We start from the raw sequence: 23,042 nt of genomic DNA on the forward strand, positions 1-23,042 counted from the left end.
GTTCAGCGCAGCCGGCGGATGTCGCCGTACGCCCGGTAGAAGCCGCCCCGGCCGGCCTCCCGGACCTCCGCGACCAGGTAACGCGCGCCCGGCTCCCGGATGCCCTTGGGGAACTGCACCGACCAGTCCCGCCGGTAGCCGTCGGAGAGCACGCGGATGCGCGTCCGGCCGCCCTGCTCGACGCACTGCACGACGACGCCGGCCCGGTCGTCGGTGGTCACCTCGACGGTGGTCCAGGCGGCCGGCTCGGGCAGCCGGGCCGGGGCCTTCACGTCGACCACCTCGGGCACGCTGCCCGCCTCGGCCGCCCGGATCGCCGGCTCGCTGGCGTCGATGCAGGCCAGGTGGCCACCGGTGGTCACCACGTAGAGCCGCTCGTCGTGGTACTGCATCGAGTACGCCGAGCCGCAGCCGGTGCCGAGCTTCCACAGCCGGTTGCCGGACTCGTCGAAGCAGTAGATCGAGGAGGCGCTGTCGCCGGCGAAGACGTACCGGCCGCCCTCGGCCGTGGCGCAGGAGAAGACCGCGGCGTCGCACCGGTAGGTCCGCTCGGCCCGCCCGTCCTTGCGCAGCCGTACCACCTCGCGGGTGCCGGTCCCGGCGAACACGGCGTCGCGCTCCTGCCAGCCGAACAGCACCGCCCCGGTGCGGGTGTGCCACAGCTCCCGCCCGGTCCGCCAGTCGTAGCCGGTGACCCCCTGCGAGTGGCCGTGGTAGAGGGCGTCGGTGTCGCACCGCACCATCCACGCGGAGCGGCCCCGGCCCGGCCGGCGCCAGAGGAACTCGTCCTCGTGGTCGACCGCGGCGATGCCGCCCTCGCGGTCGGAGACGCCCAGCACGCCGTCGTGGATGTCCAGCCAGTAGATGTCGATGTCGGGGGCGATCGCGTACGCCACCCGCGGCACCTTGCCGGAGAGGTCGTAGACGTTGCCGTCGTCGCAGCCCGCGTAGATCCAGGCGTCGTCGGCGACGATGCACTTCACCCCGTCGGGGAGCCGCACCTGGTTGAGCACCCGGGCGTCGTGGTCGAGCGTGGTGATCACGCCGTGCTCGTTGCCCACCATGCAGGTCTGCCCGTCGATGAAGATGCCGAACGCGGGCGCGCCGGAGGCGTAGCGCCAGAGGACCGGCGCGGTGCGGGCGGTGGAGCGGGTGCTGACGATCTGCCGGCGGGAGACCGCCCGCTTCTGGCGTACGCCGGGGACGGCCGGCGCGTATCCCTTCCGGATCTTCTCCCCGATCTTCTTGGCGGCGGCGGCCCGGGCACGGGCGTTGTCCGGGAAGTTGCTGATCTTCACCTGGCCCTGGTCGCCGATCCGGCCGTAACGCACGGCCATCGTGGTGCCGTCGACCACGACCTCGTAGAACTTGTGCGCTCCTCCGTCCACTTCGGACAGTTCGAGGTAAGTCGTCTCCTGCGACATGGGATGCCTCCGAGGGGGAAGTGCCGGACCCGGCAACGCGACAGCGCGCACAAGGTAACCGCGCCCCCCGACAAAGAGCTTCGGGTGCGTCTGTTGTGGCCGGGACGACAACAGACGCACCCGCAACGGCTTCAGGGACGCCAGCCGGCCGCGGTCAGGGCGGCGCGGAGTTGCGCCACCACCTCGTCCGGGCGGTGGCGGACGTCGAAGGCGGTGAAGCGCAGTATCCGGTCGCCCTCGATCCAGACCCGGTTCTGGCGACGCAGGTCCGCCGCCCAGTGCCGGACGTCCATGTGGTGCGCGCCGTCCACCTCGACGTGCAACCGCCAGCGCGGCCAGTAGGCGTCCAGGTAGCGTTGCCGGCCGTCGGCGTCCCGCCGGCGCGCCTGCCCGTCCGGCGCTGGCAGGCCGTGGCGGCGGCAGAGCCGGACCAGGTCGATCTCGGACAGGGCCTCGGCGCCGCCGGCCACGTCGCGCAGCGTCTCCCGGACCAGGCCGCGCCGCCGCGCGCGGGGCATCCGCTCCAGCACCGCGCCGATCTCCGCCAGGGTCGCCCGCCGCTGCTGGCAGCCGGCCGCGACGATCTCCTGCGCCTCCTCGTCGGTACGCGCCCACTGTGCCGCGTCCACCAGGGAGCGTGCCATGGTCGTCCGGTCCGGCCGGCCCCGCTGGTGGTCGGCCGCGGCGAGCTGGCGCACCCGGCGCACGCGTACCGCCGGCAGGCCCAGCGGGAGCCGTCGCAGCAGGTCGGGCGCCCGCCGCTGGTGGGGGACCAGCACGTCCACCACCTCGTACCGCCAGTTGCTCCGCAGGCCGCCGGCCCGGGCGGCCGCCAGCCCGGCCAGCAGCGCCCCCTCGCCCGCCGCCAGCACCGCGACCCACCACTGCTGGTCCCGGCTGAACGGGCCGCCCGGGGCGGCTCGCAGGACGCCGCGACACACCCGTTGCCAGCGGCCGCTGGCCAGCAGGTGCCGCACCTTCGCCGGAGTCAGTTCCGCGACCGCCTGCGCCCAGGTGAGCACCCCCGACTGGGCGAACAGCGTCCACTCCAGTCCCGACGCGTCGTCCCCCGGCACTCGCACCGGTCGATCCCACCGCGCTTCGGGTGCGTTTCTTGTCGCCCCAGCGACAACAACCGCACCCGAAAGCCGACAGGTGTCAGCGGCCGGCGTGGGCCAGGGCGTCGACGGCCTTGCGGGCGGCGATCAGCACCGGGTCCCAGACCGGGGCGTACGGCGGCGCGTAGCCCAGGTCGAGCGCGGTCATCTCGTCCACCGTCATGTTGTTCCACAGCGCAACGGCCAGCGCGTCGATCCGCTTGGCCGCCTCGGACCAGCCGACGATCTGCGCGCCCAGCAGCCGGCCGCTGGGCCGCTCGGCGATGAGCTTCACGGTCATCGGTCGGGCGCCCGGGTAGTAGCCGGCCCGGTTGGTCGACTCGGCCAGCACGGTGATGAACTCGAAGCCGGCCGCGGTGGCGTCCCGCTCGCGCAGGCCGGTCCGCCCCACCTCCAGGTCGCAGACCTTGGTCACCGCCGTGCCGATCACGCCGGGGAAGGTCGCGTACCCGCCGCCGATGTTGATGCCGGCGACCCGGCCCTGCTTGTTGGCGTACGTGCCCAGCGGGATGTGCACCGGCATGCCGCTGACCCGGTGCAGCGACTCCACGCAGTCGCCGGCCGCCCAGACACCGGGCACCCCGGGCACCCGCATCCGCCGGTCGACGCGGATCGCCCCGGACGGGCCGATCGGCAGGCCGGCCGCCTCGCCGAGGGCGGTGTTCGGGCGTACGCCCAGGCCCAGCACCACGACGTCGGCCGGCATCGGCCCCTCGTTGGTGACCACGGCGGCGATCCGGCCGTCCCGCTCGTCGAGGCCGGTGACCGTGAGGCCGGTGCGGATGCCGATGCCGGTGCCGCGCATCGCCTCGGCCACCAGCTCGCCCATGTCCGGGTCCACGGTGGACATCGGCTGGTCGGCCTGCTCGACCAGGTCGACCGAGAGCCCGTGGTGCAGCAGCGCCTCGGCCATCTCCACGCCGATGTAGCCGCCGCCGACCACCACCGCGCGGCGGGGCTTCGGCTCGCGTTCCAGCCAGTCGAGCAGAGCGGTGCCGTCGTCGAGGGTCTGCATGCCGAACACCCCGGCCACCCCGCCACGCGCCCAGTCGGGCTGGATCGGGCGCGCGCCGGTGGCGTACATCAGCGTGTCGAAGCCTTCGCGGACCTCGCCGCCGCCCTCCAGGTCGCGGGCGACCACCTCGCGGCGGTCGAGGTCGATGGCGGTGACCTCGTGCCGCAGCCGGACCTCGATGTCGAAGTCGTTCCGGAAGGTGGCGGGATCCCGGGCGATGAGCTGGTCCCGCTCCGGCACGATCCCGCTGACCCAGAACGGGATGCCGCAGGCCGAGTAGGAGGTGAAGTGGCCCCGCTCGAAGGCGACGATCTCCAGGTCGCCGCGGTCGCGGAGGCGCCGGGCCTGGGACGCCGCCGACATTCCGGCGGCGTCCCCGCCGACGACGACCATCCGCTCCGCCACGACGCCCATCCTGTCACGCGCGCCGCGCTCGCGTGGGCGCTCAGCCCCGGGTCTGCCGGGCCACGTCCGCGACCACGTCGACCAGCTCGCCGGTACGCGCGAACACCGCCCGCTGTCGTGCCGCGCCGCTGCCGTGCCGGCGCAGCCCGCCGAGCAGGTCGGTCACCTGGTCGAGGTCGCCGTGCCGCGCCAGTTCCGGGCGGACCCGCTCGACCAGCCCGTCCAGCAGTTCCCAGGCCGGGCGCAGCTCGCCGTCGGTGAGGTCGACGCCCTCGCCCTCCAGCCCGTCGTGGGCCGCCCGCCAGTGCGCGGCGACCAGCAGGTGGTGGTCGGTGTTGGCGGCCGGCCGGCCCTCGGCGATCTCCGTCATGGCGGTCGCCACCAGGGCCCGGACCAGGGCGGCGACCAGCACCGCGTCGTCCACCGACGGGCAGACGTCACCGATCCGGATCTCCACGGTGGGGTACTTGGCGGACAGCCGGGCGTACCAGTAGAGCATCCCCTCGTCGAGCATCACGCCGCTGGCGATGAGCTGCCGGATCAGCCGTTCGTAGTGCTCGTGCGAGTCGAGCCAGGGGGTGGGCGCCACCGAGGGCCAGCGCTCCCACTCGACCGAGCGCCAGCTCGCGTAGCCGGTGTCCTCGCCCTTGGCGAACGGGGAGTTGGCGGTGACCGCGTGCAGGATGGGCAGCCAGGGCCGCACGTGGTTGAGCACCTGCACGCCGGTCTCCGCGTCCGGGACGCCGACGTGCACGTGCATGCCGTTGTTGCCGGGCCCCGGCACGAGCAGCCGGAACCGTTCGATCATCCGGTCGAAGCGGGGCTTGTCCACCACCGGCGGCACCGGCCCGTCCACCGGACCGGTGCCGATGGCCAGCAGCCGGACGCCGGCCCGTTCGGCGGCGGCGGACAGTTCGGCGCGGAGCATGGCGAGCGAGTGCCGGATGGAGGACAGTTCCAGCCCGGGCGGGCTGCCGATCTCGATCTGGCTGGTCTGGAACTCCCGCTCCACCTGGCCCCGCAGTTCGGCCGGCACCTGCTCCATGACGAGGTCGACGGCGGGCACGGCGGCCCCGGTGTGCGGGTCGACGAGCAGGAACTCCTCCTCCACGCCGACCGTCAGCAGGTCCGTCCCGCCGGGTGCGGCGCTCCGTTCCCGCTCCGCCACTGACCCGCTCATCGACACCACCGTCCGCTCCGTACCGGCCGCGGCACCGTGCCGCCCGGTCGACGCCCTGTTACCCACCGTGTCGGCGTGGGGAAACGCCGGGCGGCGTGTCGCCGGGCACGCGCCGCGATCGGGTCCGGGGACGTGACAACGGGTTCTAGGGTGGTCGTGTGGCAGGGATGCTGATGACCGGGATGTGGGCGTACGCCCTCGCCCTGCTCGCGGACCGCCCGGCCGGCCTGCTCGCCGGCGCGGCGGTGGCCGCCGCGCTGCTGCTCGCCACACTGCTCGCGCTGCGGGTCCGGGCGCTGCCCACGCCGCGCGGCGGCCCGCGCGCCGTCGCCCTGCGGGCCCGGGCCCGGCACCGCCGGGTGCCCCGTCAGGTCGACCCGGACGCCCCGGGACGGCCGCGTCCCCGTGCGCCCGGGCTGCGCCCCTCGGCCGCGTAGCCGCCTCGCGTCGGGTCCTCCTCCGGCGCGCCGTCGCCGCGGCCGGTTCCGTCGTCATCCGTCCCGACGGGACGCGTCGTCCCGTCGGGGCATCCGGAATCGGACCGAGGGGTTTCCCCATGCTCGCCTTCGCACCACTGCACGCCGCGACCTCCGCCGCCGCCACCGTCGTCACCTGGCTCGCCGACACGCTCGCCCCGCTGACCGGCGGCGCCGCGACGGCCGCCGCGATCGTCCTGTTCACCGTCGGGGTCCGGCTGCTGATCTCGCCGCTCACCCTGGCCCAGGTCCGCGGGGAGCGGCGCCGCGCGGCGCTCGCCCCCGAGGTCCGCGACCTCCAGCGGCGGTACGCCGACGATCCCGGCCGGCTCCAGAGCGAGTTGTTCGCGCTCTACCGGCGGGCCGGGGCCAGCCCCGTCGCGGGCTGCCTGCCGGCGCTGTTGCAGGCGCCGTTCTTCCTGGTCATGTACCGCCTCTTCGCCACCGGCGACGGCCACTCGCACCTGCTGGACGAGAAGCTCGCCGGCGTACCCCTGGGGTGGCATCTCGGCGACGGGCTCACCGGTCCGGTGGTGGCGGTCTTCGGGGTGCTGCTGGCGGCGCTGCTCGTGCTGGCCTGGTGGTCGGCCCGGCGGGCGCGCCGGGCGGCCGCGGCCACCGGCACCATCGCCGGTGCGCCGACCGAGGGCCCGGGCGCCGCGGTGCTGGGTTGGCTGGTGCCGCTGCTGCCCTTCACCACGGTGCTGGTGGGGCTCGTGGTGCCGCTGGCGGCGGTGCTCTACCTGGTCACCACGACGGCGTGGACCGCGCTGGAGCAGGCCGTGCTGCGCCGGCCCCAGCCGGAAGGCATCGACGTACGTTGACAACTGCGGGGGCGGACGCGTAGAAAACGCCTCAGAGAGCGCTCTCTCCTGCCCGTCCCCCGCAGAGAGGCACCCCGATGAACCCTGTCCCGGCGGCCACGGCCGCCCCCTCCGCCGTGCGCGGATCGCGCCGGCGGCTCTCCCTGGCGGCCGCCGTGCTCGCCGCCACCACCGCCCTCGCCACCGTCACCATGACCGCCCACGCCGCCGTGCCGCCGCCGCCCAGCGGCTGGAGTCTGGTGTGGAGCGACGACTTCACGGGCGCGGCGGGCACCCTGCCCTCCTCGGCCAACTGGATCATCGACACCGGCACCAGCTACCCGGGCGGCCCGGCCAACTGGGGCACCGGCGAGATCCAGACCTACACCTCCAGCACCGCCAACCTGTCCCAGGACGGCGCCGGCAACCTGCGGATCACCCCGCTCAGGGACGGCGCCGGCCGGTGGACCTCGGCCCGGATCGAGACGGTCCGCGCCAACTTCAAGCCGCCCGCCGGGGGCGTCCTGGCCTTGGAGGGGCGGATCCAGATGCCGAACGTGACCGGCGCCCAGGCCGCCGGCTACTGGCCGGCCTTCTGGGCGCTCGGCTCCCCGTACCGGGGCAACTACCAGAACTGGCCGGGCATCGGCGAGTTCGACGTGATGGAGAACGTCAACGGGATCAACTCAGTCTGGGGGGTGCTGCACTGCGGCGTCGCCCCGGGCGGGCCGTGCAACGAGTTCAACGGCATCGGCAACTCCCGGGCCTGCCCGGGCAGCACCTGCCAGTCGGCGTTCCACACCTACCGCTTCGAGTGGGACGCCTCGATCAGCCCGCAACAGCTGCGCTGGTACGTCGACGGCCAGCTCTTCCACACCGTCAGCCAGAGCCAGGTGGGCGAGCCGTACTGGGGGCAGATGACCAACCACGGCGGCTACTTCATGCTGCTCAACGTGGCGATGGGCGGCGGTTTCCCGGACGGGGTGGCCGGCTCCGCCACGCCCACCGCGTCGACCGTCTCCGGTCGGCCCATGCTGGTCGACTACGTGGCCGCCTACACCCGCGGTGGCGGCGGCACGCCGTCGCCCACCCCGACCACGCCGCCGCCCGGCGGGGCGGTGGACGCGTACTCCACCATCCAGGCCGAGGCGTTCACCGGGCAGAACGGGGTGCAGGTGGAGGCGTGCGCCGAGGGCGGCCAGGACATCGGCTGGCTGGCCAACGGCGACTGGGCCCGCTACGACAACGTGGAGTTCGGCGCCACGCCGCCGAGGGACTTCGTGGCCCGGGTCGCCTCGGGCGCGCCGGCCGGGGTGAGCGGGCTGGTCGAGGTTCGGGTGGACAGCCCCACGAACCCGCCGATCGGCAGCTTCGCGGTCGCCAACACCGGCGGCTGGCAGAGCTGGCGCTCGGTGCCGGGCAACGTCGCCGCGGTCACCGGCCGGCACACCGTCTACCTGACCTTCACCAGCGGCCAGCCGGCCGACTTCGTCAACGTCAACTGGTTCACCTTCCGGCGCTGAGCCGGCCGGGCCGGGGGCTCCGCGAGGGACCCCCGGCCCGCCTCTGGACAGAAACAGTTAACAGTCTTAATAATGAGCGCACGTCGACGGTCGTAAATGCCCACCCTCCACCACAACGGTCCCTGGAGGACGCCGTGAGACTCCGCTCCACCCGTACGGCGACGTTCGCCGCCGCGCTCGCCGCCGCCCTGGTCGCCGGCACCCTGCTGGCCGCGCCACCCGCCTCCGCCGCCACCGCCGCCTTCGTCCGCACCTCCACCTGGAGCAGCGGGTACGAGGCGAAGTTCACCGTCACCAACGACAGTTCGGCCAGCATCTCCTCCTGGAACGTCCAGTTCGACCTGCCCGCCGGCAGCACCCTCGGCTCGTTCTGGGACGCCCGGCTGACCACCTCCGGCCAGCACGTGACCGCGGTGAACCAGTCCTGGAACGGCACCCTCGCCCCGGGCGCCAGCACCAGCTTCGGCTTCATCGTCAGCGGCACCGGCGACCCGACCAACTGCACGGTCAACGGCGGGTCCTGCACGGGCGGGGGCGGCGGCAACCCCGGCGCGCCGGCCACCCCCGGCGGCCTCCGGGTCACCGGCACCACCAACACGTCGGTCTCGCTGGCCTGGAACGCCGTCTCCGGCACGGTCACCGGCTACCGGGTCTACGAGGGCGGCACCGTGAAGGCCACGGTCACCGGCACCTCGGCCACCGTCTCCGGGCTGGCCGCCTGCACCGGCCACAGCTACACGGTGGCCGCGTACAACGCCAGCGGGGAGTCGGCGAAGTCCGCGCCGGTGTCGGCCACCACCACCGGCTGCACCGGCGGGGGTGGCGGCGCGATGGCCGCGGCGCCCTACCTCTACCCGGGCTGGGGCGACCCGCCCGCGCCGTCGACGGTGATGGGCGCGACCGGGATCAAGTGGTTCACCATCGCGTTCGTGCTCTCCGGCGGCGGCTGCACCCCGGCCTGGGACGGCAGCGGCCCGCTCACCGGCGGCACGCACGCCAGCACCATCGCCGCGATCAAGGCGGCCGGTGGTGACATCATCCCGTCCTTCGGCGGCTGGAGCGGCAACAAGCTCGGCCCGAACTGCTCCTCGGCCAGCGCGCTGGCCGGCGCCTACCAGCAGGTCATCAACGCCTACGGACTCAAGGCGATCGACATCGACATCGAGAACAGCGACGAGTTCGAGAACGAGGTGGTGCAGGACCGGATCCTGGACGCCCTGAAGATCGTCAAGCAGAACAACCCGGGGATCAGGACGATCGTCACCTTCGGCACCTCGACCACCGGGCCGTCCTACTACGGCACCCGACTGATCAACCAGGCCGCCGCGAAGGGCGCCAACATCGACGTCTTCACCATCATGCCGTTCGACTTCGGCGGCGGCGCGAACATGTACCAGAGCACGGTCAACGCGGCCGAGGGGCTGAAGAACGCGCTCAAGAACGCGTTCGGCTGGTCCGACGCCACCGCCTACGCCCACATGGGCCTCTCTGGGATGAACGGGCTCTCCGACCAGCAGGAGCTCACCTCCCCGGCCACCTGGACGCAGATCCGGGACTGGGCCAAGGCCCGTGGGCTCGCCCGGTTCACCTTCTGGTCGGTCAACCGGGACCGGCCCTGCCCGGGCGGCGGAGTGGTCTCCAACTGCTCCGGCATCGCCCAGAACACCTGGGAGTTCACCACCATCACCGCGGGATTCTGATCCCGCGCCGCGGTCAGCGCCCGGCGGTCACCGACTGCCGGGCGCGCCGCCGGCGCACCTTCTTGACCACCCAGCTCACGATCATCACGGCGAAGACCGCGAAGATCGCGTAGTTGAACCAGTCGCTGTACTGGTTGACCCGTTCCCAGCGCGAGCCGAGGGCGAAGCCGGCCCCGACGATCAGCGTGTTCCACACCCCGCTGCCCAGCGTGGTGAGCAGGACGAACTCGCCCAGCGGCATGCGATTCGCGCCGGCCGGCACCGAGACCAGGCTGCGCACCACCGGCACCACCCGGCCGATCAGCACCGCCCACCGGCCGTGCCGCTCGAACCAGCGGTCGGCCTTCTCCAGGTCCTCCCGGTCCACCAGCGGGATGCGGTCCAGCCAGCGCTTCAGCCGTTCCTCCCCGAGCGCCGCGCCGAGCCAGTAGAGCACCAGCGCGCCGAGCAGCGACCCGGCCGTCGCGGCCAGCACGATCAGCACCACGTTGAACCGGCCCTCGGCGGCCAGGTAACCCGCCATGGCCAGCACGACCTCGCTCGGGATCGGCGGGACGATGCTCTCCAGGGCGACCAACAGGGCCACCCCGACCGCGCCGAACGCATCGATGATGCTCGCCACCCAGCCGGTCAGCCCGGTGAACTGGTTCGGGTCGACGTTCTGGGCGAGTGCCATGGGCGTCCTTCCGCTCCGTGCCGGGGATCCGTAAGCGGTACCCCGGCGAGCGCCCGTCACACCTGGCGGTGACCGGACCCACGGCCGCCGGGTCAGCCCTCCGGGTGCAGCGCGGCGTCCGCCGGCCCCCGCCGCCAGCCCGTGAAGCGGACCACCAGGCCGCCGCGGCTGGGCGAGCAGCAGTACGGCCCGGCCGCCGCCTCGGCCCCCGGGTCGAGCGGGGCCACCCGGACCAGCCGCCACGGCTCGGCGGCCACCCGCGCGCGGACGGTCAGCGCGTCCCCGGCCCGGCTGACCCGGACGGTCACGTCCCGCCCCGACCACTCCGGCACCGGCGCCACCGACCAGTCGGACAGCTCGTCGGTGACGACCGCGCCGACCTGCGGCTGCCCGTCGCTGACCTCCACGCCCGCCTTGGTCCACCGCCGCTCGTCCACCCGGACCAGCACCCCGGCCTGATCGAACTGGGCGGCGTAGTCGAGCCGGAAGCTCACCTCCACGGCACTGTCGACGGGGAACGGGGCGAGCAGCGCGGAGCCGTCGTCGTGCACGAAGCCGTAGCTGGTCCGCCGCCAGAAGTCGCTGCCCCCGCGGGGCTCGACAAGCAGCGCGTTCCCGGCGGAGTCCGCCCGCTCCGGCGGGTTGAGCCAGGTGCCGGCGGACCAGTCGAGGGCGTGGGTGTCGGCGCTCATCCCGGCACCGTACCGGCCGGCTGGGCCGGCGGTGGGTTTGCCGCGGTCGGCAACCGGAGAAGTAAGCCGGGCATGGGTGACAGGTGGTATCAGGAGGCGGTGGTCTACTGCCTCGACGTCGACACGTTCGCGGACTCCGACGGCGACGGGGTGGGTGACTTCCGCGGCCTGATCGGCCGGCTCGACTATCTCGCCCGGCTCGGGGTGACCTGCCTCTGGCTGCACCCGATCCACCCGTCGCCGAACCGGGACGACGGCTACGACGCGACCGACTTCTACAACGTCAGCCCGCGGCTGGGCACCCTCGGCGACTTCGCCGAGCTGCTGCACCAGGCGCGGAACCGGGGCATCCGGGTGATCATCGACCTGGTGGTCAACCACACCTCGGACGAGCACCCCTGGTTCCAGTCCGCGCGCTCCTCGCCCGACTCGCCGTACCGCAACTGGTACGTGTGGAGCGACGAGGCGCCGCCCGACCGGCACCAGGGCATGGTCTTCCCCGGCGAGCAGAACGAGACGTGGAGCTACGACCGCACCGCGAAGGCGTGGTACTACCACCGCTTCTACAAGTTCCAGCCGGACCTCAACGTCGCCAACCCCGAGGTCCGCGCCGAGATCAAGAAGATCATGTCGTTCTGGCTCCAGCTCGGCGTCTCCGGTTTCCGGATGGACGCGGTGCCGTTCATCATCGAGCTGACCGAGCCGGGCAACCCGAACTCGCCCAAGGACCTGGACTTCCTCACCGAGCTGCGCCAGCACGTGCAGTGGCGGCGGGGCGACGCGGTCCTGCTGGCCGAGGCGAACGTCGAGCCGGACCAGCTGCCGGTCTACTTCGGTGACAGCGGCGGCTCGGCCAACCGCATCCACATGCTCTTCGACTTCATGATGAACGGCCGGCTGATGCTGGCCCTGGCCCGGCAGGACCCGGAGCCGGTCATCGAGGCGCTGCGGGACACCCCGGCCCTGCCCGAGGGCGGGCAGTGGGCCACCTTCCTGCGCAACCACGACGAGATCGACCTGTCCCGGCTCACCGCCGAGCAGCGCAACCAGGTGTACGAGCAGTTCGGCCCGGACGAGGACATGCGCCTCTACGGGCGGGGCATCCGCCGCCGGCTGGCCTCGATGCTCGGCAACGACCGCCGCCGCATCGAGCTGGCGTACGCGCTCCAGTTCTCGCTGCGCGGCACGCCGGTGCTGCGCTACGGCGAGGAGATCGGGATGGGCGAGGACCTGTCGCTGCCCGGCCGGGAGGCGATCCGCACCCCGATGCAGTGGTCGTACAAGGAGAACGGCGGCTTCTCCACCGCCGACCCGGAGAAGCTGGTCCGCCCGGTGATCGACAAGGGCGAGTACGGCTACCAGAAGGTCAACGTGACCGCCCAGCGCAAGGACCCGAGGTCGCTGCTGGGCTGGTTCGAGCGGATGATCCGTACCCTCCGGGAGGCTCCGGAGATCGGCTCGGGGAGCACCAGCCACATCGACGTGCCGATGCCGCCCGGGGTGCTGGCGCACCGGGCCGACGGGCCGACCGGGACGATGGTCTTCCTGCACAACCTCGGCACCGAGGACGCCGAGGTCGACCTGAGCGTCCTCGCCCCGGAGGCCGACCTGCCGATCGACGTGCTCACCGACCGCAACTACGAGGAGGTCGGCAAGCTCGACCGCTTGAAGCTGGCCGGCTACGGCTACCGGTGGATCCGGATCTGCCGGGGCACGCGGCTCTGACGGCCGGCCCGGCGTTAAGCTCCTTCGATCGAGCCCAAGTTACCGGGAGGTAATCATGTCGGAGGAGCCCCGCGTCGCCATCGTGACCGGAGCCGCGCGCGGCATCGGCGCGGCCACCGCCCGACGGCTGGCCGCCGACGGCATGGCCGTCGCCGTGGTCGACATCGAGGAGTCGGCGACCAAGGAGACCGTGGACGCCATCGCCGCCGCGGGCGGGCGGGCGCTCGGCGTCGGCGCCGACGTGTCCGACCGGGCCCAGGTGGAGGCCGCCGTGGAGCGGGTCGCCGCCGAGCTGGGCGCGCCGACCGTGCTGGTCAACAACGCCGGTGTGCTCCGGGACAACCTGCTGTTCAAGATGACCGACGCCGACTGGGACACGGTCATGTCGGTGCACCTGCGCGGCGCGTTCCTGTTCAGCCAGGCCGCCCAGAAGCACATGGTCGAGCGGAAGTGGGGCCGGATCGTCAACCTCTCCAGCACCTCGGCGCTGGGCAACCGGGGTCAGGCGAACTACTCGGCCGCCAAGGCCGGCCTGCAGGGCTTCACCAAGACCCTCGCCATCGAGCTGGGCCCGTTCGGGGTGACCGTCAACGCGGTCGCGCCGGGCTTCATCGTCACCGACATGACCGCCGCCACGGCGGCCCGGATGAAGGTCGACTTCGCCGCGCTCCAGCAGCACACCGCCGCGGAGATCCCGGTGCGCCGCACCGGCCGCCCGGAGGACGTCGCCCACACCATCTCGTTCCTGGCCAGCGAGGGCGCGTCCTTCGTCTCCGGCCAGGTCATCTACGTCGCCGGCGGCCCGAAGGACTGACCCGGCCGCGTGCGCCCGGCACGGCTCCCTCAGGCGGGGTCGTGCCGGGTGCGCCAGAGCCAGAACAGGCCGAGCACCGGCAGCACCAGCGGGATGTAGCCGTAGCCGCTGCCGAAGCCCGACCAGACCGTCTCGTCCGGGAACAGCTCCCGGTCGGCGAGGCTGAGGATGCCGACGCCGACCACCCCGACCAGCTCCACCGAGCAGCAGGCCAGCGCGACCCGGCGGCCGGTGTGCCCGGCGCGGGCCAGCCCGACCGCCGCCACGATGTAGATCAGCGCGGCCAGCGCCGAGAGCAGGTACGCCACCGGCGCCTCGTCGAACTTCGTGGCGATCTGGAGGCCGGCCCGCGAGGTCGCGGCGATGGCGAAGAGGATGTAGACGGCGATCAGCAACCGGCCGGGCCCCCGGTTCGTCGCCCGCTGCTCAGCCACCGACGACCTCCCAGGTCTGCTGCAACCGGACCACCACCACCGGGGTGACCAGGCAGACCGCGCAGACGATCGCCGAGCCCCAGCGGGTCGGCTCCATCCGGGCCAGCACCCAGGCCAGCGGCGGCAGGCAGACCAGCGTCACGAGGTAACCGAAGAACGCCCCCGGCTCGCCCGGCCGTTCGCCGCCGCCGAGCGCGACGAGCGCCACCACGGTGAGCGCCAGCAGGGCCACCTCCAGCACGGCCAGGCCGACGAACTGGAGCCGGTCCGGCGCCCGGTGGCGTACCGCCGCCACCAGGGCCCAGATTGCGATGAGCAGCGACAGCACGATCGAGGCCGTCGCGAGGATGCCGTCCACCGGCGAGCCGGTCGCCGCGGCGCTGGTCATCGACGCCGTCCCGGCGCAGTCCCATTCACCGGCACAGCCTACTAATCGTCGTAGTAGCCACCCTCGCCCGGCTCTCCCGCGGGGTCGCGGCGCGCCGGCCGGGCCGGACGACTAGCGTGGATCACGGCCACCGGCGTACGCCGTGGCGGAGGACGACAGCAGGGGGTCCGTGGTGCGGTTCGGCTTGTTCGGCACGGGTCACTGGGCGGCGGAGACGCACGCCGCGGCCATCGACGCGCACCCGCGGGCCGAGCTGGCCGGCGTGTGGGGGCGGGACCCGGCGAAGGCGGCCGCGCTCGCCACCCGGCACGGCGTACCGGTCTTCGAGGACGTGGACCAGCTGCTGGCCGCCTGCGACGCGATCGCCGTCGCGCTGCCGCCGGACGTGCAGGCCGAGATCGCCGTCCGGGCCGCCACCGCCGGGCGGCACCTGCTGCTGGACAAGCCGCTGGCGCTGAGCCTCGCCGACGCCGACCGGGTGGTCGCCGCCGCGCAGGCGTCCGGGGTGGCCTCGGTGGTCTTCTTCACCCAGCGGTACCACCCGAACGTCACCGGCTTCCTCGCCTCGACCGCGGCGGTCGGCGGCTGGCAGCACGCGCGGGCGACCATGTTCGCCTCGATCTACCAGCCCGGGAACCCGTACGGGAACTCGCAGTGGCGGCGCGACCGGGGGGCGCTCTGGGACATCGGCCCGCACGCGCTGTCGCTGATCCTGCCGGTGCTCGGCCGGGTCACCCGGGTCGCCGCCATGGACGGCCCGAGCGGCCTCGTGCACCTGCTGCTCACCCACGACGGCGGCGCCACCAGCACGCTCTCGCTCACCCTCGACGCGCCGCCCGAGGCGGTCACCCGCGACTTCGTCTTCTTCGGCGAGAACGGCACCGAGACCGTCCCGCCCGGCGACGGCAGCGTGCTCCAGGCGTTCGGCACGGCCATCGACCAGCTGCTGGAGGAGGTCGAGGCGGGCACCCGCGACCACCGCTGCGACGTCCGGTTCGGCCGGGAGGTGGTGGCGGTGCTCGACGCCGCCGAGACCGCCCGCAGCGAGCGGCGCACCGTCGACATCTGAGGAATTCCGTCGCGTGCCGGCCGGGCCGCCGCTAGCCTCGCCGGCATGTGTACGCACGCCCTGATCGACGTGGCCGTCACGCCGGCCGCGCGGGGGCTCCTCCTGGTCGCCCGCCCGTGGGTCCGGCGTCCGGCCCTGGCCGGCCGGTACGCCCACCGCGCCTGACCTGACCGTCCGCACCGCCGGCCCCTGACCGGGCCGGCCGCCGCCGGCTGCCCACGCGCCGCCATCCCCGACACGGGGACCGGCGGGGCAGGGCCAGATCGGTCAGCGCGTGCTCGCCGCCGCCCGCCTCGACGCGGATCCGGCGGCTCGGTGCCGCGTACCCGCCGCCGTCCAGGGTCGTCCGAGTCCCGATCCGCTCGGACAGGCCCCGGCTTCCCTCGTGCGCCTGTCCGTTCCCGTCGCCGTCCGGCGACAGACAGGACGATCCCGTGGCGCCCCGCCGACCCCGTACCACCGCACGCGACCGGTCCCGTCGCGTACTGTCCCAGAACTTCCTCGCCGACCCGGCCGCCGTCGCGCGGATGCTCCGGGCGGCCCGCCCCGGCCCGGACGACCTGCTGCTGGAGGTGGGCGCCGGGCGCGGGCAGCTGACCCGGCCGCTCGCCGCCGCGTGCGGCCGGCTGATCGCGTACGAGGTCGACCCGGCCGTGCTGCCGGAGCTGACGGCGGCCTGCGCGGACCTGCCGCACGTCGAGGTCCGGGCGGCCGACTTCCTGGCCGCCGTCCCGCCCGGTGAGCCGTTCGCGGTGGTCGGCAACATTCCCTGGTCGCTGACCGCCGCCGTGGTGCGCTGGTGCCTCGCCGCGCCCGGCCTGCGCGCCGCGACCCTGCTCACCCAGCTCGACTACGCCCGCAAGCGCACCGGTGACCGCGGCCGGTGGAGCCGGCTCACCGTGCTCACCTGGCCCGAACACCACTGGCGGCTGGCCGGCCGGGTGCCCCGGGGCGCGTTCCGGCCGGTGCCCGCGGTGGACGGCGGCATCCTCCGGCTGGACCGGCGCCCCGAGCCGTTGCTGCCCAGCACGGCGCTGCCCGCGTACCGGCGGGTGGTGGAGCTGGGCTTCGGCGGGGTCGGCGGCTCGCTGGCCGCCTCGCTGCGCACCGCGTACCCGCGCCGGCGTCTCGACGGGGCGTTGCGGGCCGCCCGGCTCGCCCCGGACACCCCGGTCGGGCTGGTCTGGCCCGAGCAGTGGCTGGTGCTGTTCCGGCTGCTGCACGCCGTGGCCCCCGGGACCGGGCGGTAGCCGGGCTCAGACCAGGGTGTTGAGGGCCTCGCCCAGCTCGGCGGGGGTGTTGAACTCCTCCGCCGGCAACGCCTTGAGCATCTGCAGCATCTCGGTGCTGGCCCCGTTCTCCTGGCCCCAGCGGACCAGGTCCGCACGGGAGACCGGGTAGTCGAGCCCGGCCAGGAACTCCTGCAACTGCACCCCGGTGACGGTCATGCCGGCGGGCTACCCGCTGTGCCGGGCACCATGCCCGCCGGCGCGGCCGGGCTGGCGGTTTGTCCGGACGGGGCCCGGGTAGCCGCTGGCATGCTGGTACAGCGGCTCGGCGCGCCGAGCGACTTCGACCCGCTGCTGGAACGCGTCCGGGACGCGCGGATCGTCATGATCGGCGAGGCGACGCACGGCAGCTACGACTACTACCGGCTGCGCGAGCAACTGACCCGGCGGCTCATCGCCGAACAGGGCTTCGACTTCGTCGCGGTGGAGGGGGACTGGCCGGACTGCGACCGGGTGAACTGCTCGGTGGTGGGCGCCCCGGGCGGGCTGGCCGATCCGCAGACCGCGCTGGAACGCTTCGAGCGCTGGCCGACCTGGATGTGGGCCAACGCCGAGGTGGCCCGGTTCTGCCGCTGGCTGCGGGCGTGGAACCTGGAACGCCCCGAGGGGGAGCGGGCCGGCTTCCACGGGCTGGACGTCTACAGCCTCTGGGAGTCGATGCAGGCCATCTTCGACTACCTGGGCGAGGAGGACCCGGCCTCACTGGAGGCGGCGCAGGAGGCGTACCGGTGCTTCGAGCCGTACGGCAAGCGGGTCGAGGACTACGGGACGGCCAGCCGCTTCGTCTCGGCCCGCTGCGAGGAGGAGGTGGTCCGGCTGCTGGCGCGTACCCGGGAACAGGCCGCCGCCGACGGCGCGGACCGATTCTCGGCCTGGCAGAACGCGGAGGTGGTGGCCGGCGCGGAGCGCTACTACCGGGCCATGGTGGGCGGCGGCCCGGAGTCCTGGAACATCCGTGACATCCACATGGCCGACACGCTGGACCGGCTGCTCGACCGCTACGGCCCGCGGGCGCGCGGCGTCGTCTGGGCGCACAACACCCACGTGGGCGACGCCCGCGCCACCGACATGGCGGCGGACGGGCTGGTGAACATCGGCCAGCTCGGCCGGGAACGGCACGGCCGCGACGCCGTGGCGCTGGTCGGCTTCGGCAGCTACCGGGGCACGGTGGTCGCCGCGCCGCGCTGGGGTTCGCCGGCCGAGGCCATGGTGGTGCCGCCGGCCCGGGAGGGCTCGGTCGAGCGGCGGCTGCACGAGCTGATGCCGGAACGGGCGGTCCTGGTCTTCGGCGGCGAGGACCAGCCGGAGTGGGTGACCGAGGCGGCCGACCACCGGGCCATCGGGGTGGTCTACGACCCGAGCTTCGAGTCCTGGGGCAACTACGTGCCGACCCGGCTGGGCGAGCGCTATGACGCGTTCGTCTGGTGCGACGAGGCGACCGCGCTGCACCCGCTGCCGGCGCTGCCCACCCCGGGCGAGATGGAGACCTACCCGGCCGGCGTCTGACCGGCCGGGCAGGTCTCCGGGTCACACCTGGGCGGGCTCGCGCTCGGCGAGGTGGGCGCGCAGGCCCTCGCCCTCGACGTCCACGTTGGGCAGGATCCTGCCGAGCCAGCGCGGGAGCCACCAGGCGGCGTTGTCGAGCAGCGACATCACCGCCGGGACGATGGTCATCCGGACCACGAACGCGTCGATGGCGACACCGATGGCGAGCGCGAAGCCCATCGACTTGATGACCGGGTCGTCGAGGAACACGAAGCCACCGAACACCGAGATCATGATCAAGGCGGCGGCGGTGACCACCCGGGCGCCGTGGCCCATGCCGTTGATGGTCGCCTGCCGGGCCGTGTCGCCGTGCACGAAGTCCTCGCGCATCCGGGAGACCAGGAAGACCTCGTAGTCCATGGCCAGGCCGAACAGGATGCCGATGAGCAGGATCGGCAGGAAGCTGACCAGCGGGCCCGGGGTGTCCAGCCCGACCAGGTCGGCCAGGTGGCCCTGCTGGAAGACGGCGACCGTGATGCCGAAGGTGGCCGCCACGGTGAGCAGGAAGCCCAGCGCCGCCTTCACCGGCACCAGGACCGACCGGAACACCAGCATGAGCAGCAGCACCGACAGGCCCACCACCAGCAGCAGGTAGACCGGGAGCGCGTCGGAGAGCTTCTCCGACACGTCGATGCCGATCGCGGTGACGCCGGTGAGCATCACCTCGGCGTCCTGGATGCCGCCGACCTGCCGGCGGATGTCGTGCACCAGTTCCTCGGTCTTCTCGTCGGTCGGTCCCTTCTCGGGGATCACGCCGAGCAGCGCGGTGCGGCCGGACGGGTCGAGCTGCGGCGGGGCCACCGCCACCACCCCGTCGGTCTTCTGGATCAGCGCGGCGACCTGCGGCACGGCGGCCTGGGTGGCCTGCGGCGAGTCGGCGGTGACCACGACCGCGAGCCGGCCGGTGAAGCCGGGACCGAAGCCCTCCCGGATCAGGTCGTTGCTGACCCGGGCCGGGGTGCCCTCGGCGGCGGTGGCGGCGTCCGGCAGCGCCAGCCGCATGTCCTGGGCCGGGATCGCGAGCAGGCCGAGGCCGAGCAGGCCGACCAGGATCACCGGGATGCGGAACCTGGTCACCCAGTGCGCCCAGCGGAAACCGAAGCCGGAGCGGTCCTCCGAGCCGGTGCCCGGGTCCTCGACCGCCCTGCGGTCGCGCAGCTTGCGCGGAAGCACCTTCCGGCCGGCGAACCCGAGCAGCGCCGGGGCCAGGGTGATCGCCACCAGCACGGCCACGGTGACGGTGCCGGCGGCGGCCAGACCCATCACGGTGAGGAAGGGGATGCCCACCACGGCCAGGCCGGCGAGCGCGACCACCACGGTGGCGCCGGCGAAGACCACGGCGGAGCCGGCGGTGCCGACCGCGCGGCCGACCGCCTCCTCGGGGGAGAGGCCGTCGAGCAGGTTCTGCCGGTGCCGGGAGGTGATGAAGAGCGAGTAGTCGATGCCGACCGCGAGGCCGAGCATCAGGGCCAGGATGGGCGCCGTGCTGGTCAGCTCGACCGCGCCGCTGAGCGCGTACAGGCCGGCCATCCCGACGCCGACACCGATCAGCGCGTTCAGCATGGTCATGCCGGCCGCGACCAGCGAGCCGAAGGTGACGATCAGGACGACCGCCGCGACCAGCACACCGAGCGCCTCGGTGGAGCCGACCTCCGGCTCGGCGTTCAGCACCTCACCGCCGGGGGCGATCTGCCAGCCCTGCGCCTCGGCCTGCGCGCCGACCTTCTCGTACGCGTCGCGCTGCGCGTCGGTCACGTCGTCGGCCCGGCCCTGGAACTGCACCTGGATCAGCGCGTACCGGCCGTCCGGGGTGAGCGCCTGCGCCTGGTACGGGTCGACCGCGCCGACCACCCCGGGCAGCGTGGCCGCCTCCTGGGTGACCTGCTTGACGATCGCCTGCCCCTCGGGAGTGGTGAGCTGGCCGGCCTGGGGCGCCTTGACGGCGATGGTGCCGGTGGCGCCGCTGGCCGCCGGGAACCGGTCGGCGAGCAGGTCGAGCGCCTTCTGGGACTCGGTGCCGGGCATGGTGAAGTTGCTCGCCGTCGGGCCCTTCAGGGTGGCCGCGGCGAGGCCGAGGCCGACGAGTACGACGAGCCACACGACGGCGACGAGTCGCCGTCGGCGCAACGATGCCCGGCCGAGCCGGTACAGCAGGGTCGCCATCAGGTTTCCTTGTCCTCGGGGTCGGAGCGGGGATCAGGTGACGGGTTCGAGGGCCCGCCGGACCACGGCCAGCAGGGCGGGCCGCAGTTCGTCGTCGGGGATGTCGATGAACTCGGCGCACGTCTCGGCGATGCCGGCGAGCACCACCAGCGCGGCGATCCGCGCGGAGGGCCGGTCGGAGTGGCCCGCGAACGCCGTGATGAGCCGTTCGGAGATCTGCTGGATGTGCGCGAAGGCGGGCTGCTGGAGCAGGTCGGAGAACTCGCCCCGAAGCAGCGCGATCTCCCGCCGGAAGCGCACCGCCAGGTCGACGAAGCACTCGCCGGCGATCTCCTGGGCGGCCGCGCCGGTGGTGCCGGCGATCCGGGCGTCGAGCGCCTCCAGCACCGCGATGGCGGGCGCCATCAGCTCGCTGAGCAGGGCTTCCTTGTTGGCGAAGTGGTAGAGCACGGTCGCCTTCGAGCAGCCCACGGCGCCGGCGATGTCCTGGAGCGAGGTGCCCTTGTAGCCGGTGACGGCGAAGCGTCGCGCCGCCGCCGCGAGGATCTCGCCGTGGGTTTCGGGTACCGCTCGGGCCATGCCCTCCAGCATGCCTGACCGATCGGTCAGCGCCTGACCGATCGGTCAGACGGATTGCGTGGCCTTCGCCACAGCCGAGTCAGCCGACCGGCGCGCCGTGCTCCCGGTCGTACGCCGCCCGCGCCGCGCTGATCCCCTCGCGGTGCCGTTCCGCCCAGCGGGTGAGCGCCACCAGCGACTCGTAGAGCTCCTGGGCCATCGGGGTCGCGGTGTACTCGACGCGGGGCGGCACGGTGGGGTGGACCTGCCGGTGCAGCAGGCCGTCCCGCTCCAGGTTGCGCAGGGTCAGCGTGAGCATCCGGCGGCTGATCCCCTCGACCTGGCGCTCCAGTTCGGTGAAGCGGATCGGGCCCTGGGACGCGGCGATCAGGATGCCGATGCTCCACTTGCCGCCGACCCGGTCCAGCGCCTCCCGCACCGTGCAGGCCCGCGCCTGGTCGGCCTGGATGGACACACACCTGTTCCCCTGGGACATCAAAGTGCCTCCTTCCGCTCCGCCTCATGGTCACAGACGATGGCCTCAGTAACAAACCGTGCACCAAGGAGGCATTCCGATGACGGGGACCAACCGCTGGCCCGCGCTGCTCGTGCTCTGCGCCGGCAGCCTGATGATCATCCTGGACGGCAGCATCGTCGCCGTGGCGCTGCCGGCCGTCCAGGCCGACCTCGGCTTCCCGGCCGCCGGACTGGCCTGGGTGGTGAACGCCTACCTGGTCGCCTTCGGCGGGCTGCTCCTGCTGGCCGGGCGGCTCGGCGACCTGCTCGGCCGGCGGCAGGTCTTCCTGGTCGGGGTCGCCCTGTTCACCCTCGCCTCGCTGCTCTGCTCGGTCGCCGCCGGGCCGGGAACCCTGGTGGCCGCCCGGTTCGCGCAGGGCGTCGGGGGCGCGCTCACCACCGCGGTCAGCCTCGGCATGATCGTCCGGATCTTCCCCGAGCCGGCTGAGCGGGCCCGGGCCATCGCCGTGTTCAGCTTCACCGGCGCGGCCGGTGCCTCGCTCGGCATGCTGGTCGGCGGACTTCTCACCGACCTGGCCGGCTGGCGGTCGATCTTCCTCATCAACCTGCCGATCGGCGTGGCCATCGTGGCCGGCGCCGTACGCCGGATCGCGCCGGACCGCGGCGAGGGGCTGCGGGCCGGGCTGGACCTGCTCGGCGCCGTGCTGGCCACCGCCGGGCTGATGGCCGCCGTGCTGGCCATCGTCGGCGCCGGCGAGCACGGCTGGACCTCGCCGCGCACCCTCGGTGCGGGCGCGCTCGCCGCCGCACTGCTCACCGGCTTCGCCGCCCGGCAGCGGCGCGCCGCCCCCCCGCTGCTGCCGCCCCGGGTGCTGCGCGCGCCCGGCCTGGTCGCCGCCAACGCCACCCAGTTCCTCATGGTGGCCGCCTTCTTCGGCTTCCAGTTCCTGCTCGCCCTGCACCTGCAGACCGTGCTCGGGCTGGACCCGGCCGCCACCGGCTTCGCCTTCCTGCCCACCCCGCTGGCGATCGCGGCCGTCTCGCTGGGGCTGGCCGGGCGGCTGATGGCCCGGTTCGGCGCCCGGACCGTGCTGGTCGGTGGGCTGGCGCTCGCCGTGGCCGGGTTCCTGCTGCTGGCCCGCCTCCCGGTGGACGCCGGTTACGCCGCCGACGTGCTGCCGGCGCTGCTGGTCTTCGGCGTCGCGGGCGGGCTCACCCTGCCGGCGGTCACCACCCTGGCCATGGCCGGCGCGGAGCCCGCCGACGCCGGACTGGCCTCCGGGCTGGCCAACACCACCCAGCAGGTCGGCGGGGCGCTCGGGCTGGCCGTGCTGGCCACCCTGGCGGCCAGCCGGACCGACGGGCTGCGCGCCGCCGGCACCGACCAGGTCACCGCCCTCGCCCTCGGTTACCGGTCCGCTTTCGGGGTCGCCGCCGGGCTGGTGGCCGCCGCCCTGCTGGTCGCCCTCCTCACGGCCCGTCCCGCCCGCCGTCCCGCCCCTGCCGCGCTCCCCACCCCCGCGGCGCCCGAGGCCTGCCCCGCGCGCTGACCCCGGGCGGCACGCCCG

22 protein-coding genes are annotated in these 23,042 nt (G+C 73.8%); 10 read left to right on the forward strand and 12 right to left on the reverse strand.

Annotation, left to right across the window (positions count from 1 at the left end; translation table 11 throughout):
• Nucleotides 1-2 precede the first annotated feature (2 nt).
• The 4 genes from IEY96_RS16535 to IEY96_RS16550 all read right to left on the reverse strand — a co-directional run bounded on the left by IEY96_RS16535 (nt 3) and on the right by IEY96_RS16550 (nt 5,151).
• Nucleotides 3-1,424: a WGR domain-containing protein gene (locus IEY96_RS16535; RefSeq protein WP_189195673.1), complete on the reverse strand. Its 1,422-nt coding sequence runs from the start codon at nt 1,422-1,424 to the stop codon at nt 3-5.
• 131 nt (nt 1,425-1,555) lie between these two features.
• On the reverse strand, nt 1,556-2,506 hold the full coding sequence (locus IEY96_RS16540) for an endonuclease domain-containing protein (RefSeq protein ID WP_189195674.1): 951 nt from the start codon (nt 2,504-2,506) through the stop codon (nt 1,556-1,558).
• Between the two features lie 76 nt (nt 2,507-2,582).
• Complete coding sequence (locus IEY96_RS16545) at nt 2,583-3,962, reverse strand: FAD-dependent oxidoreductase (protein ID WP_189195675.1); 1,380 nt, start codon at nt 3,960-3,962, stop codon at nt 2,583-2,585.
• Nucleotides 3,963-4,002: 40 nt separating this feature from the next.
• On the reverse strand, nt 4,003-5,151 hold the full coding sequence (locus IEY96_RS16550; protein WP_189195676.1) for a carboxylate-amine ligase: 1,149 nt from the start codon (nt 5,149-5,151) through the stop codon (nt 4,003-4,005).
• Nucleotides 5,152-5,309: 158 nt separating this feature from the next.
• On the opposite strand from IEY96_RS16550, the gene IEY96_RS16555 reads away from it, so the two are divergent.
• The 4 genes from IEY96_RS16555 to IEY96_RS16570 all read left to right on the forward strand — a co-directional run bounded on the left by IEY96_RS16555 (nt 5,310) and on the right by IEY96_RS16570 (nt 9,644).
• On the forward strand, nt 5,310-5,579 hold the full coding sequence (locus tag IEY96_RS16555) for a DUF6412 domain-containing protein (RefSeq protein ID WP_189195753.1): 270 nt from the start codon (nt 5,310-5,312) through the stop codon (nt 5,577-5,579).
• Between the two features lie 119 nt (nt 5,580-5,698).
• The gene (locus IEY96_RS16560) at nt 5,699-6,442 is read left to right on the forward strand and encodes a YidC/Oxa1 family membrane protein insertase (protein ID WP_189195677.1); all 744 of its coding nucleotides are present in this window, start codon (nt 5,699-5,701) and stop codon (nt 6,440-6,442) included.
• 77 nt (nt 6,443-6,519) lie between these two features.
• Nucleotides 6,520-7,944, forward strand: a complete 1,425-nt coding sequence (locus IEY96_RS16565; RefSeq protein ID WP_189195678.1) for a carbohydrate-binding protein — start codon at nt 6,520-6,522, stop codon at nt 7,942-7,944.
• 134 nt (nt 7,945-8,078) lie between these two features.
• Nucleotides 8,079-9,644: a cellulose binding domain-containing protein gene (locus IEY96_RS16570; RefSeq protein WP_189195679.1), complete on the forward strand. Its 1,566-nt coding sequence runs from the start codon at nt 8,079-8,081 to the stop codon at nt 9,642-9,644.
• A 13-nt stretch (nt 9,645-9,657) separates the two neighbouring features.
• On the opposite strand, the gene IEY96_RS16575 is transcribed toward IEY96_RS16570, so the two are convergent.
• Together IEY96_RS16575 and IEY96_RS16580 are read right to left on the reverse strand one after the other, a co-directional pair.
• The gene (locus IEY96_RS16575) at nt 9,658-10,320 is read right to left on the reverse strand and encodes a DedA family protein (RefSeq protein ID WP_189195680.1); all 663 of its coding nucleotides are present in this window, start codon (nt 10,318-10,320) and stop codon (nt 9,658-9,660) included.
• Nucleotides 10,321-10,412: 92 nt separating this feature from the next.
• Nucleotides 10,413-11,012, reverse strand: a complete 600-nt coding sequence (locus IEY96_RS16580) for a DUF1349 domain-containing protein (protein ID WP_189195681.1) — start codon at nt 11,010-11,012, stop codon at nt 10,413-10,415.
• 72 nt (nt 11,013-11,084) lie between these two features.
• On the opposite strand from IEY96_RS16580, the gene IEY96_RS16585 reads away from it, so the two are divergent.
• Complete coding sequence (locus IEY96_RS16585) at nt 11,085-12,737, forward strand: alpha-amylase family protein (RefSeq protein WP_189195682.1); 1,653 nt, start codon at nt 11,085-11,087, stop codon at nt 12,735-12,737.
• 55 nt (nt 12,738-12,792) lie between these two features.
• On the forward strand, nt 12,793-13,551 hold the full coding sequence (gene fabG / locus IEY96_RS16590) for a 3-oxoacyl-ACP reductase FabG (protein ID WP_189195683.1): 759 nt from the start codon (nt 12,793-12,795) through the stop codon (nt 13,549-13,551).
• Between the two features lie 29 nt (nt 13,552-13,580).
• Here the strand turns inward: fabG and IEY96_RS16595 are convergent, their stop codons facing one another.
• Nucleotides 13,581-13,985 carry a hypothetical protein gene (locus IEY96_RS16595; protein ID WP_091262250.1) on the reverse strand — a complete coding sequence of 135 codons (405 nt, stop codon included), beginning with the start codon at nt 13,983-13,985 and terminating at the stop codon, nt 13,581-13,583.
• Entirely contained in the window at nt 13,978-14,373 is a 396-nt protein-coding gene (locus IEY96_RS16600; RefSeq protein ID WP_189195684.1) for a hypothetical protein, read from the reverse strand. Before IEY96_RS16600 ends, IEY96_RS16595 begins: the two co-directional genes overlap by 8 nt.
• Before the next feature lie 169 nt (nt 14,374-14,542).
• Here IEY96_RS16600 and IEY96_RS16605 point away from each other — a divergent pair, with 169 nt between their 5' ends.
• Together IEY96_RS16605 and erm are read left to right on the forward strand one after the other, a co-directional pair.
• A complete protein-coding gene (locus IEY96_RS16605; protein WP_189195685.1) occupies nt 14,543-15,442 on the forward strand; it encodes a Gfo/Idh/MocA family protein in 900 nt (299 codons plus the stop codon).
• Between the two features lie 434 nt (nt 15,443-15,876).
• A complete protein-coding gene (gene erm, locus IEY96_RS16610; RefSeq protein ID WP_189195686.1) occupies nt 15,877-16,692 on the forward strand; it encodes an ErmE/ErmH/ErmO/ErmR family 23S rRNA (adenine(2058)-N(6))-methyltransferase in 816 nt (271 codons plus the stop codon).
• 6 nt (nt 16,693-16,698) lie between these two features.
• Here the strand turns inward: erm and IEY96_RS16615 are convergent, their stop codons facing one another.
• Entirely contained in the window at nt 16,699-16,890 is a 192-nt protein-coding gene (locus IEY96_RS16615) for a DUF2795 domain-containing protein (protein ID WP_107079291.1), read from the reverse strand.
• Between the two features lie 90 nt (nt 16,891-16,980).
• Between IEY96_RS16615 and IEY96_RS16620 the strand changes: the two genes are divergently transcribed.
• A complete protein-coding gene (locus IEY96_RS16620; protein ID WP_189195687.1) occupies nt 16,981-18,237 on the forward strand; it encodes an erythromycin esterase family protein in 1,257 nt (418 codons plus the stop codon).
• 21 nt (nt 18,238-18,258) lie between these two features.
• On the opposite strand, the gene IEY96_RS16625 is transcribed toward IEY96_RS16620, so the two are convergent.
• The 3 genes from IEY96_RS16625 to IEY96_RS16635 form a co-directional block, all read right to left on the reverse strand.
• Nucleotides 18,259-20,439, reverse strand: coding sequence for an MMPL family transporter (locus IEY96_RS16625; RefSeq protein WP_189195688.1), 2,181 nt, complete (start codon nt 20,437-20,439; stop codon nt 18,259-18,261).
• A gap of 33 nt (nt 20,440-20,472) precedes the next feature.
• On the reverse strand, nt 20,473-21,018 hold the full coding sequence (locus IEY96_RS16630; RefSeq protein ID WP_189195689.1) for a TetR/AcrR family transcriptional regulator: 546 nt from the start codon (nt 21,016-21,018) through the stop codon (nt 20,473-20,475).
• Nucleotides 21,019-21,097: 79 nt separating this feature from the next.
• The gene (locus IEY96_RS16635; RefSeq protein ID WP_091318658.1) at nt 21,098-21,493 is read right to left on the reverse strand and encodes a winged helix-turn-helix transcriptional regulator; all 396 of its coding nucleotides are present in this window, start codon (nt 21,491-21,493) and stop codon (nt 21,098-21,100) included.
• A gap of 79 nt (nt 21,494-21,572) precedes the next feature.
• On the opposite strand from IEY96_RS16635, the gene IEY96_RS16640 reads away from it, so the two are divergent.
• Nucleotides 21,573-23,024 (forward strand): MFS transporter, encoded by a 1,452-nt coding sequence (locus IEY96_RS16640; RefSeq protein WP_189195690.1) that lies wholly within the window; start codon nt 21,573-21,575, stop codon nt 23,022-23,024.
• Nucleotides 23,025-23,042: the final 18 nt, after the last annotated feature.

It is taken from the genome of Micromonospora fulviviridis (assembly GCF_014648395.1).
Taxonomy (GTDB): domain Bacteria; phylum Actinomycetota; class Actinomycetes; order Mycobacteriales; family Micromonosporaceae; genus Micromonospora; species Micromonospora fulviviridis.